This window comes from Leminorella grimontii, from assembly GCF_039789245.1.
Taxonomy (GTDB): Bacteria; Pseudomonadota; Gammaproteobacteria; order Enterobacterales; family Enterobacteriaceae; genus Leminorella; species Leminorella grimontii.
This window is the reverse complement of record NZ_CP146357.1, coordinates 4,154,217-4,169,937: the sequence shown is the minus strand read 5'-3', so window position 1 is coordinate 4,169,937 and position 15,721 is coordinate 4,154,217. Positions and strand designations below refer to the sequence as shown.

Below are 15,721 nucleotides of genomic sequence, written 5' to 3'. Positions count from 1 at the left end.
AAGCATGCTGGCGGCGCGTTAGGATGAACGTTTACGGCCGCGAGGCATTCCGCTTCTGCGCGGTCCTCCTCCGGTGCGCCGTTGGCTGCCGACCGCTCTTGAGCGAGGTAGCCGCTTGGGGGCAGGGAGGTTCGTCAGCAGTGCGTCCGGATTATAGCGGCTTACCGGGATTGCATGCCCGGTGTATTGTTCAATCGCCGGCAAATTTAAGGCGTACTGTTCACAGGCCAGGCTGATTGAATTGCCGCTTGCGCCAGCGCGACCGGTGCGTCCGATGCGGTGAACGTAGTCTTCGCAGTCGTCCGGCAGATCGTAGTTGAAGACGTGCGTCACTTCAGGGATATGTAATCCGCGTGCGGCGACGTCTGTCGCAACCAGGATATCCAAATTTCCTTTGGTGAACTCATCCAGAATTTGCAGTCGTTTTTTCTGCGGTACGTCGCCCGTCAGCAGCCCGACTCGATGACCGTCGGCGGCCAGATGGCCCCAGATTTCCTCACAAACGTGCTTGGTGTTGGCAAAAACGATACAGCGATCCGGCCACTCTTCTTCTAGCAGCGTTTGCAGAAGGCGCATCTTGTCCTCATTAGAGGGATAGAAGAGCTCTTCTTTGATTCGGTGTCCGGTTTTTTGCTCCGGCTCCACTTCTATATACTGAGGGCTGTTCATGTGTTCGAACGCCAGCTCTCTGACTTTAAAAGAGAGCGTCGCTGAAAACAGCATGTTCAGGCGTTGCTCTGCCGCGGGCATGCGGCGAAAGATCCAGCGAATATCCTTTATAAAGCCGAGATCGAACATGCGATCGGCTTCATCCAGAACGACGACCTGAATAGCGCTCAGATCGATATGGCCCTGCTTGGCGTAGTCAATAAGACGCCCGGTGGTGCCAATCAAAATATCAACGCCAGCCTGCAGCACCTTAAGCTGCTTGTCGTAGCCGTCGCCACCGTAGGCCAGGCCCGTTTTAAAGCCCGTTTCGGCGGCCAGCGGCTGAGCGTCGTTACTGATTTGGACGGCTAACTCACGGGTCGGCGCCATAATAAGCGCGCGCGGCTGATTGGTTTTTCGCTGCTCGTCGGATGCGTGAGTTAATAAATAGTTAAAGGTCGATGCCAGAAAAGCCAATGTTTTTCCGGTACCCGTTTGCGCCTGTCCTGCAACGTCTTTTCCCTCTACGGCATAAGGCAGCGCCAGCGCTTGGATTGGCGTGCAGTAGTGAAAGCCCTTACTTTCAAGCGCTTTGACAACCGAAGGGTGCAGTGCGAAGTCGGCGAACTTCTGTTCTGTTAAGTGTGTTTTGCTCATAGTGGTGTAGAATAGCAGTTAACCTTGTATTCACGAAAGTATTGCTTTACGAATGCGTATCCGTTGAAATAAAGTCAACGTCTATTCACCGTTTTGTTGGTCAATAAGGCACCAATGAAGCACATCTAATCCCGCGGAGTCAAACATGAGCGAAAAAATTATTCACTTAACCGATAGCAGTTTTGAAAGTGACGTTTTGAAAGCCGAGGGGCCAGTTTTGGTAGACTTTTGGGCTGAATGGTGTGGTCCGTGCAAGATGATTGCGCCTATTCTGGATGATATCGCTTCCGAGTATGAAGGACGACTCACCGTCGCGAAGTTGAATATTGATGAAAACCCGGCGACTGCGCCTCAGTTCGGCATTCGCGGTATTCCGACTCTGCTGCTGTTCAAAGACGGCGCGGTGGCGGCAACTAAGGTTGGCGCACTGTCCAAGTCCCAGCTGAAAGAGTTTTTAGACAATAGCCTTTAATCGCTTTAAGGCGGCGTTTGGTGCAGGCTTCGGCGAATTGCGTTTGGTTTTCAGACGATTTCCGCTGGAGCCGAGTCAACGCGTTTTCATGCGGAAATTTTGCATTTTCTTTATCGATCCATAGACTGCATGGATAAAGCGTGCTACCTTTATTTACGCTTCATGCAATCTTATCTATAGATGTATCCAATTTAAATCCATAGCCTATATGTTCTTCAGTACAGTTTAAGTGCACGCAATAGTGCTATGATTTTGAAGCAGGTTTAGAATTATATTCAGGCGCGTTTTTCTGATTTTTCTTCAATAGTTTCAGACCTTGTCATGTCTTTCATCATTGACGTGCGGCGCGATTGAGTATTCTAATATTTTACGGGCGTGGCGAGCTCGCCATCATAATCATCAAGACGTTTCGAGACAGACCCCGAGTTAAAGAACCCACCACTATGAATCTTACCGAATTAAAAAATACGCCGGTCTCTGAGTTAATTACTCTCGGCGAAAATATGGGCCTGGAAAACCTGGCCCGGATGCGTAAGCAAGACATTATCTTCGCTATCCTTAAACAACACGCAAAAAGCGGTGAAGATATTTTTGGCGATGGCGTGCTGGAAATACTGCAGGATGGATTCGGTTTCCTGCGTTCCGCAGACAGCTCCTACCTCGCCGGTCCCGATGATATTTACGTTTCCCCCAGCCAGATTCGCCGCTTTAACCTCCGTACCGGTGATACCATTTCCGGCAAAATTCGTCCGCCGAAAGAGGGCGAGCGCTACTTCGCGCTGCTGAAAGTTAACGAAGTCAACTACGATAAGCCGGAAAATGCTCGTAACAAGATCCTGTTCGAAAACCTGACGCCGCTGCATGCCAATTCACGCCTACGCATGGAGCGCGGCAACGGTTCTACGGAAGACCTGACGGCCCGCGTACTCGATCTGGCTTCGCCGATTGGCCGCGGCCAGCGCGGGCTTATCGTCGCTCCGCCGAAAGCGGGTAAAACCATGCTGCTGCAAAACATCGCTCAGAGCATCGCCTATAACCATCCTGACTGCGTGTTGATGGTGCTGTTGATTGACGAACGTCCTGAAGAAGTGACCGAAATGCAGCGTCTGGTGAAAGGTGAGGTCGTCGCGTCAACCTTTGACGAACCGGCTTCCCGCCACGTTCAGGTAGCCGAGATGGTCATTGAAAAGGCCAAGCGTCTGGTTGAACACAAAAAAGACGTTATTATTCTGCTCGATTCAATTACCCGTCTGGCCCGCGCCTATAACACAGTTGTACCGGCATCAGGCAAAGTGCTGACCGGCGGCGTTGATGCTAACGCCCTGCACCGTCCTAAACGCTTTTTCGGCGCCGCGCGTAACGTAGAAGAGGGCGGCAGCCTGACCATTATCGCTACCGCGCTGGTGGATACCGGTTCTAAAATGGACGAAGTTATTTACGAAGAGTTCAAGGGCACCGGCAACATGGAGCTGCACTTGTCTCGTAAGATTGCCGAGAAGCGCGTCTTCCCGGCCATTGACTACAACCGTTCCGGTACCCGTAAAGAAGAACTACTGACAACCTCAGAAGAGTTACAAAAGATGTGGATCCTGCGCCGCATTATCCACCCAATGGGTGAAATTGACGCGATGGAATTCCTGATTAACAAGTTAGCGATGACGAAAACGAACGATGAATTCTTCGATATGATGAAGCGTTCGTAATTAAAGTTAAACCGAGGTGAGTATTAGGGTAATATCCTGATACTCATCCGTTTTATTGAGAGCCGTTAATCGTGAATGCACTCACTATGAGTAGCGATATTATTATCGTTTTTTTGTTTTCTCTGGCTTTTTTGTTTGTCGCTCGTAAAGTGGCGAAAAAGATAGGGTTGGTTGATAAGCCTAACTACAGAAAGCGCCATCAGGGGGTAATACCTCTCGTTGGAGGCATTTCCGTTTATGCCGGGATTTGTTTATATCTTTTCATTAATTGGAAAGAGATAGAACAGCCCGGCATTTATCTTATTTGCGCCGGCGTACTGGTTGTTGTGGGCGCAATTGACGACAGGTTTGACATTAGCGTGAAGTTTCGGGCGTCAGTGCAGGCGCTGGTTGCCGTCGCTATGATGTATTTTGCCGGTCTTTATCTTCACAGCTTGGGTTATATCCTTGGGCCGTTTGAGCTTGTTCTCGGTCCTTTCGGCTATTTAGTTACGCTGTTTGCCGTTTGGGCCTCAATCAACGCTTTCAACATGGTTGACGGTATTGACGGCCTGCTGGGCGGCTTGGCCTGCGTGACGTTTGGCGCGCTGGGCATCCTGCTGATGATCGACGGTCAGGCGCGTCTTGGCTACTGGTGTTTTTCCATTATTGCCGCCATCATTCCTTACCTGCTGCTGAATCTTGGCGCTTTCGGTAAACGCTATAAGGTGTTTATGGGAGACGCGGGCAGTACGCTTATCGGCTTCACCGTTATCTGGATCTTGATGCAAAGCACGCAGGGTGCAGGCCATCCTATGAATCCGGTTACTGCGCTTTGGGTCATCGCCATTCCTCTGGTCGATATGATAGCCATTATGTATCGCCGTCTGCGTAAGGGAATGAGCCCTTTCTCCGCAGATCGCCAGCATATCCATCACCTCATCATGCGCGCCGGGTTTACTTCCCCTCAGGCCTTTGTGCTTATTACGCTTTCAGCTGCCGTCCTGGCTGCTATTGGGGTCGCCGGCGAACATATTTCTTTCATCTCCGAATGGATGATGATGGCATTATTTTTGCTTGTTTTTCTTGTGTATGGCTTTTGCATCAAGCGCGCCTGGCGAGTTGCCCGTTTTATTAAACGCGTTAAGCGTCGGATGCGTAAGGCTCATAAAGAACGGCATATTTCTTAAACAGAGGCTTTGTCATCAGTATGAAACCAGAGATTCAGTCCATTGATAATGAATTAGATATTCGCAGCCTGTGCTATTCATTATGGTATGGCAAAGTGTGGATAGTCGGTATCGCCATTGCGTTTGCGCTGGTTGCGTTGGCCTACTCTTACGTAGTAAAGCAGGAGTGGAGCGCGACGGCCATTACGGACAAACCTACGGTCAGCATGTTGGGCGGCTACTATTCTCAAGAGCAGTTCTTGAGGGGGTTGATGCGCGACAACAACGCGAACTCATCGACCAGCGAAACGCCGATAGCGGCAGACGTGTATGATGAATTCGTTATGCAGCTTTCTTCTTACGATACGCGTCGGGACTTTTGGATGACTTCCGACTATTACAATAAGCGTAAGGAAGGGGATGCGCGCGCCGACGCCGTGCTGCTCGACGAGCTTATTAACAATATTTCGTTTACGCCTAAAGATGACAAGAAGGGAATGAACGACAGCGTCAAGCTGACGGCGGAAACGCCAAGCGATGCCAACCAGCTTCTGCGTCAGTACGTTAATTTTGCCAATCAGCGCGCTATCGCTGCGCTCAATGATGAGCTTTCCGGCACCTGGTCTGCGCGTAAAACGACGCTGTTTTATCAGGTTAAACGTCAAGAAGATATCGCGAACGCCGTTTATCAGCGCGAACTCAAGCGCGTGAAGAACGCGCTTGAGGTTGCCGAAAAACAGGGTATCGATCGCGCTAAAACCGACACGCCCGCCGAGCAGCTGTCCAGCTCTGAGCTGTTTATGCTAGGGAAACCAGAGCTAGTAGCCCGATATGAGGCGCTGCAGGCAACGGGGCCCAACTTTGATATCGATTACGATCACAACCGCGCCATCCTGTCTTCTTTAGAAGAGGGCGTAAAGCTGGATGCGGACTTTAGAGCCTATCGCTATTTACGTACGCCGGAAGATCCTATCGTTCGAGATAAGCCGCGTCGAGTGTTCCTGTTGATCATGTGGGGCGGCATTGGCGGCCTGATTGGCGCCGGAGTAGCGCTGACCCGCAGGCGAAAAGCGTAAAAAAGAATAATAATTATTGGGCGCCTTCGGGCGCCTTTATGGATGTTGATAAACGCAACGACAGACTGGAAAGAGAAAACCTGTGAAAGTGTTAACTGTTTTTGGCACGCGTCCTGAGGCTATAAAGATGGCGCCGTTAGTTCATGCGCTGGCTAACGATGATAATTTTGAGTCCAAGGTGTGCGTAACGGCGCAGCATCGTGAGATGTTGGATCAGGTGCTTAAGCTGTTCGATATTAAACCTGATTACGATTTGGACATCATGCGTCCGGGACAGGGATTAACGGAGATTACCTGCCGCATTCTGGAAGGCTTAAAGCCGGTGCTTGAGTCGTTTAAGCCCGACGTGGTGCTGGTACACGGCGATACGACAACGACGCTGGCTACCAGCCTGGCGGCGTTTTATCAGCGGATCCCCGTAGGGCACGTAGAAGCAGGGCTGCGCACGGGCGATCTCTATTCTCCCTGGCCTGAAGAGGGAAACCGCAAACTCACTGGCCATTTGGCCATGTATCACTTTTCTCCTACGGAAACGTCAAAGCAAAACCTGCTGAGAGAAGCCATTCCTAACGGCAGGATTTTTGTTACGGGTAATACGGTGATCGATGCGTTGTTCTGGGTGCGGGATCGCATTCATCGCGACGTCGCGCTGCGTGAGGAAATGGAAACGCGCTACCCGTTCTTACATCAAAACAAAAAAATTATCTTAGTGACCGGCCACCGCCGGGAAAGCTTTGGCGACGGTTTTGAACGAATTTGTAGCGCTTTGGCAGAAATTGCCCGTACGCATCCGGAAGTTCAGGTTGTGTACCCGGTACATCTAAACCCCAACGTGCGTGAGCCTGTAAAGCGCATTCTAAGCCATATTGACAACGTGACGCTGATTGAACCACAGGACTATCTGCCCTTCGTTTACTTGATGGATCATGCCTATCTGATTTTGACGGACTCCGGCGGTATTCAGGAAGAAGCTCCCTCTTTAGGTAAACCTGTCTTGGTTATGCGTAATACCACCGAGCGTCCTGAGGCGGTTTCTGCCGGCACGGTGAGATTAGTTGGTACGGATATTGCTTTAATTTTAAAAGAAGTGGGCAGGCTGCTGGAGGATGAGAACGAATATCACATCATGAGCCGTGCGCACAACCCATACGGTGACGGGAAAGCCTGCCAGCGTATTCTCGATGCTTTAAAAAACAATCAGGTGAAGCTATGAGTTTTGAAACGATTTCCGTTATTGGCCTTGGCTATATTGGTTTGCCAACCGCGTCTGCGTTTGCATCGCATAAGAAGAACGTGATCGGCGTTGACGTTAATCAGCACGCCGTTGATACCATCAACCGCGGCGCTATTCATATCGTTGAGCCTGATTTGGACAAAGTGGTTAAAGAGGCCGTAGAGGGTGGTTTTCTGCGGGCGGTGACCAAGCCCCAGCCGGCGGATGCGTTTTTAATCGCGGTGCCTACGCCGTTTAAAGGCGATCATGAGCCGGATATGGTTTACGTTGAGTCTGCGGCCAAATCGATAGCGCCAGTCTTGAAGAAAGGGGATCTGGTCATTCTTGAGTCGACATCTCCCGTTGGTGCAACGGAACAGATGGCGGGCTGGCTGGCGGAAGCTCGTCCCGATCTGACTTTTCCCCAAAGCGCGGGTGAAGCGGCGGATATCAACATTGCCTATTGCCCAGAGCGCGTGTTGCCGGGGCGGGTGATGATTGAGCTTTTGCAAAATGACCGCGTTATCGGTGGAATGACGCCGCGCTGTTCTGAGCGCGCAAGCCAGCTGTATAAAATTTTCCTCAAGGGCGAATGTGTAGTGACCAACGCCCGTACGGCGGAAATGTGTAAACTGACGGAAAACAGCTATCGCGACGTTAATATCGCCTTTGCCAACGAGCTGTCGCTGATTTGCGACCATCAGGACATCAACGTTTGGGAGCTTATTCGTCTGGCGAATCGCCACCCGCGCGTGAACATTCTTCAGCCGGGACCGGGCGTCGGCGGGCACTGCATTGCTGTCGACCCGTGGTTTATCGTTGCCCAAAACCCCCAAGAGGCTCGGATTATTCGCACGGCCCGTGAGGTTAACGACGGAAAGCCCTACTGGGTGCTGGATAAAGTGAAGGCCGCAGTAGCCGACTGCCTCGCCGACAGCGGCAAGCGGGCCGCTGAGGTGAAAATAGCCTGCTTTGGTCTGGCGTTCAAACCGGATATCGACGACCTGCGCGAAAGCCCGGCGCTGGAAATTACCCATATGATTGCCGATTGGCACGTGGGTCAAACGCTGGCCGTTGAGCCTAACGTACATCAGCTGCCGGCCATTCTGGGCAATAAGGTAACTTTGCTTGATACGACGCAGGCGCTGGAACAGGCAGACGTTGTCGTAATGCTGGTGGACCACCGCCAGTTTAAGGCGATTGCGCCAGAGCAGGTGAAGCAGCAGTGGATTATTGACACCAAGGGAGTATGGCGGTGAGAAAAATTTTAGTTACCGGCGGTGCCGGATTTATCGGCTCGGCGGTTGTTCGGCACGTTATTCACAATACGTCCGACAGCGTTATCGTCGTTGATAAGCTGACCTACGCCGGTAATTTGGATTCCTTGGTTGAGGTCTCTGACAGCGATCGCTATGCCTTTGAGCAGATAGACATCTGCGATCGCGCCGCGCTCGACAGAGCTTTTGCCCAGCATCGTCCGGATTTGGTCATGCATCTGGCGGCGGAGAGCCACGTAGACCGTTCGATTGACGGGCCAGCCGCGTTTATTGAAACCAACATCGTCGGCACCTATACGCTGTTGGAAGCGGCCAGAGCCTATTGGAACGAACTGTCAGGCGATCGCAAAAAAGCGTTTCGCTTCCACCATATCTCAACCGATGAGGTGTATGGCGATCTGCACGGTACGGATGACCTGTTTACGGAAACGACGCCCTATGCGCCGAGCAGCCCCTATTCCGCCTCAAAGGCTTCCAGCGACCATTTGGTTCGCGCCTGGCTTCGGACCTACGGTTTCCCGACCATTGTGACCAACTGTTCTAACAACTACGGCCCGTATCACTTCCCGGAGAAGCTAATCCCGCTGATTATTTTGAACGCGCTGGAGGGGAAAGCGCTGCCCGTTTACGGCAGCGGCGCCCAGATCCGCGACTGGCTGTTTGTCGAAGACCACGCGAGAGCGCTGTACAAGGTGGTGACGGAAGGCGAAATCGGTGAAACCTATAATATCGGCGGGCATAACGAGCGTAAGAATATCGACGTTGTGCGCACTATTTGCCACCTGTTAGAAGAGCTAGCGCCGCAGAAGCCGTCTGGCGTTGCCAAGTACGAAGACCTGATTACCTACGTTACGGACAGGCCTGGCCACGATATGCGCTATGCCATCGATGCCGGAAAGATTGAGCGTGAGCTTGGATGGAAACCGCAGGAGACGTTCGAGTCCGGTATTCGTAAAACGGTGGCGTGGTATTTAAGCCATCGGGAATGGTGCCAGCGCGTTCAGGATGGCTCTTATGCCAGAGAGCGTATCGGGTTACAGTCGACGAAATAATTAAGTTAAGTTTATTGATCCGACGGGCTGTTGGAGTCAATTGAGGACGTATAAACAATGAAAGGCATTATTCTGGCGGGCGGCTCCGGTACGCGCCTGTATCCGATAACCCGCGGCATATCCAAGCAGCTGCTGCCGATTTACGACAAGCCGATGATTTACTATCCGCTTTCCGTACTGATGCTGGCGGGCATTCGGGATATTCTGATTATTTCCACGCCGGAAGATTTACCGGCTTTCAGGCGCCTGCTGGGGACGGGAGAGGAGTTCGGCATCCGCTTAAGCTACGCCGAACAGCCGAGCCCGGACGGGCTTGCACAGGCCTTTATTATCGGCGAAGAGTTTATCAACGGCGATGCCTGCTGTTTGGTGCTGGGCGACAACATCTTTTTTGGTCAGTCCTTTACGCCTAAGCTGCGCAACGTTGTGGCCCGCGAGCACGGCGCGACGGTGTTCGGCTACCAGGTGATGGACCCGGAGCGCTTTGGCGTCGTGGAGTTTGATGAAAACTTCCGTGCGTTGTCCATTGAAGAGAAGCCGACCAAACCCAAATCCAACTGGGCGGTGACCGGGCTCTATTTTTATGACCGTCAGGTAGTTGAGTTGGCCAAGCAGGTCAAGCCTTCAGCGCGCGGCGAGCTGGAAATCACCAGCATTAACCAGATGTATCTGGAGCAGGGCGCTCTGAACGTTGAGCTTCTCGGCCGCGGATTTGCCTGGCTGGACACCGGCACTCACGACAGCATGATTGAAGCCAGTACGTTCGTACAGACGGTGGAAAAGCGTCAGGGATTTAAGGTTGCCTGTTTGGAGGAAATCGCCTGGCGCAACGGCTGGTTGAACGATGAGGGAATTCAGAAGGCCGCTAGCCTGATGTCTAAAACCGGTTACGGTAAATATCTGCGGGATTTACTTAATGTCCGTCTTCGCCAATATTGATGAGCTGGCTTGGGAAAGCGAGTTTTTCTCGCTTTCCAGCGCTAGGCTAAGCTTTTCTAATGAGGCTCCGTCGCTGGATGTGGCTTCGCTGTCCCGCTATCAGCGCGTTCAGGCCAAGGTGCCGGCCGAGCGTTCAGACATTATCGATGCGCTGAACGCGTTGGAATTTCGGCTGGTGGAAGGCGAAGTGGACTTTAGCCTGACGCTGGATGACGTATTGATAGCTGAGTCCGATTCGAGGTATTCCTGCCGCTTGGCCGTTGAAGAGGACATCCCCGCTTTGCGCGACGCCGCATCGGCCGCCTTTAGCCAAAGCCGTTTTCGAGCACCGTGGTACCAGGAAGGCGACAGCGGCCGTTTTTATGCGCTATGGGCAGAAAAAGCGGTGTTGGGTACCTTCGATCGCTGCTGTCTTATCGTTGAGGATGAGGCTGGTCAGCCCCTGGGGTTCGTGACGTTAAGAGAATTAGATGAACAGCAGGCCAGAATTGGCCTGCTGGCCGCCTGGCCCGGACGTGGCCGACGGGGCGCTGGGTTGGCGTTGATGAACGCGGCAAAGCGCTGGTGCGTACAAAAAGAGCTGAAGACGCTTTATGTCGCCACTCAGATGGGAAATATTGCCGCCTTACGCCTTTATATTCGAAGCGGTGCTTCAATTCACAGCACGGCATATTGGCTATACAGATAACTATTAGGTGAAGAACATGATTCCGTTTAATGCGCCCCCGGTTGTTGGAACAGAGCTAGACTACATGCAGGCCGCCATGGGCAGCGGTAAGCTCTGCGGTGACGGCGGGTTTACCCGCCGCTGTCAGCAGTGGCTGGAGCAGAACTTCGGCAGCCACAAAGTGCTTTTGACCCCGTCCTGTACCGCATCACTGGAAATGGCCGCGCTGCTGTTAGACATTCAGCCGGGCGATGAAGTGATCATGCCAAGCTTTACCTTTGTCTCAACGGCGAACGCTTTCGTTTTGCGTGGCGCCAAGGCCGTGTTTGTTGACGTTCGCCCGGATACGATGAATATCGACGAAACCAAAATTGAAGCGGCGATCACGGAAAAAACGCGCGTCATCGTTCCCGTTCACTACGCTGGCGTAGCGTGTGAAATGGATACCATTATGGCGTTGGCAAAAAAATATAACCTTTACGTGGTGGAAGACGCCGCGCAGGGCGTGATGTCGACTTACAAGGGGAAAGCGCTGGGCAGCATCGGCCACATCGGCTGCTATAGCTTCCATGAAACCAAAAACTATACCGCCGGCGGTGAAGGTGGGGCGACGCTGATTAACGATCCGACGTTGATTGAGCGGGCCGAGATTATTCGCGAAAAAGGCACCAATCGCAGCCAGTTTTTCCGCGGACAGGTAGACAAATACACTTGGCGCGACATTGGCTCCAGCTATCTGATGGCCGATTTGCAGGCTGCCTATCTGTGGGCTCAGCTTGAGGCTGCGCAGGAAATCAATCATCGCCGCCTGGCGCTGTGGAATAATTATTACAGCGCGTTTAAAGGACTGGCTGACAAAGGGCGGATTGCTTTGCCGACCATCCCGGCCGACTGCGTACACAACGCCCATATGTTTTATATCAAGCTGAACGACGTTGAAGACCGTACGCGTTTTATTAACTACCTGAAAGAGGCGGAAATTATGGCGGTATTCCACTATATTCCGCTGCACGCCTGTCCGGCGGGTGAGAAGTTCGGTGAATTCCACGGTGAAGACCGCTACACCACGAAAGAAAGCGACCGCCTGGTGCGTTTGCCGATGTTCTATAACATGACGGACGTTACTCAGCGTACGGTAATCAACACCATTCTGAGCTACTTCGCCTGATATGTCTCTGGCTAAAGCGTCAATATGGACCGCAGGCTCTACGCTGATAAAGATCGGCGTAGGGCTTTTGGTGGTCAAGCTGTTGGCCGTTTCGTTTGGCCCCAGCGGCGTAGGCCAGGCAGGGAACTTCAGGCAGCTTATTACGGTGCTTGGCGTTTTATCCGGCGCCGGCATTTTTAACGGCGTTACTCGCTACGTTGCTCAGTATCAACAGGACCCGTCCCAGCTGCGTAAAGCCGTAGGGACTTCCGCCAGCCTGATTTTGGGCTTTTCGACCCTGTTGGCCGTCGTTTTTATTCTGTTTGCCGAACCGATAAGCCAGGGGCTGTTTGGCCATACCCGCTATCTTGACGTAGTTTGGGCGGTGGCCTTCATTCAGATGGGCATTGCATACGCGAACTTCTTTTTAGCCATTCTTAAGGGCTATCGCGACGCGATGGGCAACGCGCTGGGCGTTATCGGCGGCAGCCTGCTTGGGGTTATTGGTTACGTTGCGTGCTATTGGGTTGGGGGTTATGAAGGCGCCCTGGCCGGGCTGGCTTTGGTTCCCGCGCTGGCGGCGATCCCTGCCGGCATAATATTGTATAAGCGCAGCCCGATGCCGCTAAGCTATCTGAAGCCCGCATGGGATAAGGCCATGGCGAGCAGCCTCGGTAAATTCACCGTTATGGCGCTGATCACGTCCGTGACGCTGCCGGTGGCCTACGTCATGATGCGAAACCTGCTGGCCGAGCGGTATAGCTGGGACGACGTCGGTATCTGGCAGGGGGTGAGCAGCATTTCCGATGCCTATCTGCAGTTTATTACCGCCTCATTTACCGTGTATCTGCTGCCGACGCTCTCAAAGCTGACGGAAAAGCGGGATATTTCCAGAGAGATTTTCCGTTCACTGCGCTTCGTTCTGCCTGCCGTCGCAGCGGTAAGCTTTACCGTATGGCTTTTGAGAGATTTCGCTATCTGGCTGCTGTTTTCAAGCAAGTTTGTCGCTATGCGCGATCTGTTTGCATGGCAGCTGGTGGGTGACGTTTTGAAAGTGGGCTCTTACGTATTTGGCTATTTGGTCATCGCCAAAGCGTCGCTGCGATTTTACGTTTTAACTGAGGTAAGTCAGTTTGCGCTGTTGGTCGGCTTTTCCCATTATCTCATCCCAATGAACGGCGCCGTCGGTGCTGCGCAGTCCTATATGGCGACCTATATTATCTACTTCACCCTCTGTAGCTGCGTTTTTCTTATTTATCGTGGGCGGTCATGACAACGTTGATTCACATTCTGGGTTCCGATATTCCCCACCACAACGTGACGGTATTGCGCTTTTTCAACGACGTACTGGCGCCTCAGGCACCGTCGGAAATCGCGACGCGCTTTATGGTGGCGGCAAAGGACGGCTCGCCGTTTGCCGATTTTGGACGCTTAGCGATTGAGCGCTACGAGAATAAAGCCAGCCTGGCCAAGGCGGTCATTGCCAGCGCCAGAGCGGATAAAGGCGCTCGCTTTTTATTTCACGGACAGTTTAATGCCCGGCTTTGGCTAGCGCTGCTGTTCAACCAGATAGCTGCCCATCGGGTAAGCTGGCACGTCTGGGGAGCGGATCTGTATGAAGACTCCAATAGCCTGAAGTTTAAATTGTTTTATCGTCTTCGCCGCTTGGCGCAGGGAAAAGTCGGTCACGTGTTCGCCACAAGAGGGGATTTATTTCACTATCAGGCGAGTCACCCCGACGTTCCTGGCACGCTGCTTTATTTTCCAACCCGAATGAACCCTGACTATCGGCCGCCAGTGGGCGATGGCGGTAAGCGGTTGACGATTTTAGTGGGTAACTCTGGCGATCGAACCAACAGGCACGTTGAGGCGCTGGAGGATGTTCACCGCCGCTTTGGGCAGCAGGAGCTTAACGTGCTGGTTCCGCTTGGCTATCCGAAAAACAATCAGGTTTATATCGATGATATTGCAGAAAAGTCGGCGGCGCTTTTTCCGCAGGGGCAGGTTACGCTGTTGACGGAACAAATCCCGTTTGATGACTATCTGACCATGCTGGCTAACTGCGATCTCGGTTACTTTATTTTTAATCGCCAACAGGGGATTGGTACACTGTGCCTGCTGATTCAAAGCGGCGTTCCTTTTGTTGTCAGTCGTCATAATCCGTTTTGGCGCGACCTGCGGGAGCAGAACGTGCCGTTTTTGTTCTATGGCGACGAGTTAGACGTGGATAAAGCCTATGAGGCCAAAAGGCATATGTCTGAGATAGATAAGAGCCAAATCGCGTTTTTTAATCCAAACTATGTTGAGGGTTGGAAACGCGCGTTGGCGATAGCGGCTGGGGAGGGATAATGGATCTGGCACAGTTTGGCGGATTGTTCGTCGTTTATCTTATCTCGCTGGGTTTTATCCTGACGCTGACCTATAAAGAGTTCAGGCGGGTGAAGTTTAACTTCAACGTGCTGTTTTCTCTGCTTTATCTGCTGACGTTTTACTTCGGTTTCCCGTTAACCTGCCTGCTGGTTTTTCAGTTTGACGTGCAGGTCGTTGAAGTGGATTCGCTGCTTAACGCCCTGCTGTCGTCGACCTGTTTTTATGCCGTTTACTATGTTTGCTATAAAACCCGGCTGGTGAAGCCGACGGCCGCGCCGCGCCCGGCGCTGTTTACGATGAACAGGGTGGAAACCAACCTGACGTGGATGCTGCTGGCTTTGGTGGCGATTGCAACGGTGGGCATCTTCTTTTTACAAAACGGCTTTCTGCTGTTTAAGTTGGAAAAATATAGCCAAATCTTTTCCAGCGACGTCTCCGGCGTGGCGCTCAAGCGCTTTTTCTACTTTTTCATTCCGGCCATGCTGGTTGTCTACTTCCTTAAGGAAAATACCCGCAGCTGGTTTCTGTTTTTGTTCACTACCGTTGCGTTCGGTATTCTGACTTACGTTGTGGTGGGCGGTACGCGGGCGAATATCCTGATCGCCTTCTCGTTATTTTTATTTATCGGCATTGCGCGTGGCCATATTACGCTGTGGATGCTGGTGATGGCCGGCGTCGTCGGCGTCGTTGGTATGTTCTGGCTGGCGTTAAAACGCTACGGTATGAACGTTACCGGCGCAGAAGCGTTCTATACTTTTCTGTACCTGACGCGCGATACGTTTTCTCCCTGGGAGAACCTGGCGCTGCTGCTGCAAAACTACGACAAGATAGAGTTTCAGGGGCTGGCGCCCATCGTTCGCGACTTTTACGTGTTCATTCCCAGCTGGCTGTGGCCGGAGCGGCCTAACCTCGTGATCAACACCGCTAACTACTTTACTTGGGAAGTGCTTGATTACCATGCCGGATTGGCTATTTCACCGACGCTTATCGGTTCGCTGGTGGTCATGGGCGGCATTTGGTTTATTCCGTTAGGCGCCGTGCTGGTTGGGCTTATCGTCAAATGGTTTGATTGGATTTATGAAAAAGGCAAGGCGGAAACCAATCGCTACAAGGGCGCCATCATGCAGGCGTTCTGTTTCGGGGCCGTATTTAATATCATCGTATTGGCCAGAGAAGGATTGGATTCTTTCGTTTCGCGCGTAGTGTTTTTTGGCCTTATTTTTGCGCTTTGCCTGATTATGGCAAAGTTGATGTACTGGGCTTTTGACGTCTGTGGCATGATCCGCCAACGGGTTCGCGGCGCTTCGCCCTCCGGGCAGACAAAGGTTAATAAAGCGGAAGTGGTGTAGGAG

Annotated in this window: 14 protein-coding genes; 13 read left to right on the top strand and 1 reads right to left on the bottom strand. The window is 52.3% G+C overall.

Going from position 1 to position 15,721, the window contains the following annotated elements; translation table 11 throughout:
• Positions 1-18: 18 nt before the first annotated feature.
• On the bottom strand, positions 19-1,305 hold the full coding sequence (gene rhlB / locus V8L73_RS19030; protein WP_027275421.1) for an ATP-dependent RNA helicase RhlB: 1,287 nt from the start codon (positions 1,303-1,305) through the stop codon (positions 19-21).
• Between the two features lie 145 nt (positions 1,306-1,450).
• Here rhlB and trxA point away from each other — a divergent pair, with 145 nt between their 5' ends.
• The 13 genes from trxA to wzyE all read left to right on the top strand — a co-directional run bounded on the left by trxA (position 1,451) and on the right by wzyE (position 15,718).
• Positions 1,451-1,777: a thioredoxin TrxA gene (gene trxA, locus V8L73_RS19025; protein ID WP_027275422.1), complete on the top strand. Its 327-nt coding sequence runs from the start codon at positions 1,451-1,453 to the stop codon at positions 1,775-1,777.
• 443 nt (positions 1,778-2,220) lie between these two features.
• Positions 2,221-3,480, top strand: a complete 1,260-nt coding sequence (gene rho / locus V8L73_RS19020) for a transcription termination factor Rho (RefSeq protein WP_027275423.1) — start codon at positions 2,221-2,223, stop codon at positions 3,478-3,480.
• Between the two features lie 71 nt (positions 3,481-3,551).
• Positions 3,552-4,649, top strand: coding sequence for a UDP-N-acetylglucosamine--undecaprenyl-phosphate N-acetylglucosaminephosphotransferase (wecA, locus tag V8L73_RS19015; protein WP_347253747.1), 1,098 nt, complete (start codon positions 3,552-3,554; stop codon positions 4,647-4,649).
• Between the two features lie 20 nt (positions 4,650-4,669).
• Complete coding sequence (wzzE, locus tag V8L73_RS19010) at positions 4,670-5,704, top strand: ECA polysaccharide chain length modulation protein (protein WP_347253746.1); 1,035 nt, start codon at positions 4,670-4,672, stop codon at positions 5,702-5,704.
• 82 nt (positions 5,705-5,786) lie between these two features.
• Positions 5,787-6,917, top strand: coding sequence for a non-hydrolyzing UDP-N-acetylglucosamine 2-epimerase (gene wecB, locus V8L73_RS19005; RefSeq protein WP_027275426.1), 1,131 nt, complete (start codon positions 5,787-5,789; stop codon positions 6,915-6,917).
• Complete coding sequence (gene wecC / locus V8L73_RS19000) at positions 6,914-8,176, top strand: UDP-N-acetyl-D-mannosamine dehydrogenase (RefSeq protein WP_347253745.1); 1,263 nt, start codon at positions 6,914-6,916, stop codon at positions 8,174-8,176. Before wecB ends, wecC begins: the two co-directional genes overlap by 4 nt.
• Positions 8,167-9,246: a dTDP-glucose 4,6-dehydratase gene (gene rffG, locus V8L73_RS18995; RefSeq protein WP_347253744.1), complete on the top strand. Its 1,080-nt coding sequence runs from the start codon at positions 8,167-8,169 to the stop codon at positions 9,244-9,246. The genes wecC and rffG overlap by 10 nt, the downstream gene beginning before the upstream one ends.
• Before the next feature lie 57 nt (positions 9,247-9,303).
• Positions 9,304-10,185 carry a glucose-1-phosphate thymidylyltransferase RfbA gene (rfbA, locus tag V8L73_RS18990; RefSeq protein ID WP_347253743.1) on the top strand — a complete coding sequence of 294 codons (882 nt, stop codon included), beginning with the start codon at positions 9,304-9,306 and terminating at the stop codon, positions 10,183-10,185.
• The gene (gene rffC, locus V8L73_RS18985) at positions 10,163-10,873 is read left to right on the top strand and encodes a dTDP-4-amino-4,6-dideoxy-D-galactose acyltransferase (protein WP_347253742.1); all 711 of its coding nucleotides are present in this window, start codon (positions 10,163-10,165) and stop codon (positions 10,871-10,873) included. Before rfbA ends, rffC begins: the two co-directional genes overlap by 23 nt.
• A 16-nt stretch (positions 10,874-10,889) precedes the next feature.
• Positions 10,890-12,020: a dTDP-4-amino-4,6-dideoxygalactose transaminase gene (rffA, locus tag V8L73_RS18980; RefSeq protein ID WP_347253741.1), complete on the top strand. Its 1,131-nt coding sequence runs from the start codon at positions 10,890-10,892 to the stop codon at positions 12,018-12,020.
• A 1-nt stretch (position 12,021) separates the two neighbouring features.
• Complete coding sequence (gene wzxE / locus V8L73_RS18975; RefSeq protein WP_027275432.1) at positions 12,022-13,272, top strand: lipid III flippase WzxE; 1,251 nt, start codon at positions 12,022-12,024, stop codon at positions 13,270-13,272.
• Positions 13,269-14,348: a TDP-N-acetylfucosamine:lipid II N-acetylfucosaminyltransferase gene (locus tag V8L73_RS18970; RefSeq protein WP_347253740.1), complete on the top strand. Its 1,080-nt coding sequence runs from the start codon at positions 13,269-13,271 to the stop codon at positions 14,346-14,348. The genes wzxE and V8L73_RS18970 overlap by 4 nt, the downstream gene beginning before the upstream one ends.
• Entirely contained in the window at positions 14,348-15,718 is a 1,371-nt protein-coding gene (gene wzyE / locus V8L73_RS18965; protein WP_347253739.1) for an ECA oligosaccharide polymerase, read from the top strand. The genes V8L73_RS18970 and wzyE overlap by 1 nt, the downstream gene beginning before the upstream one ends.
• The last annotated feature ends 3 nt before the right edge of the window (positions 15,719-15,721 follow it).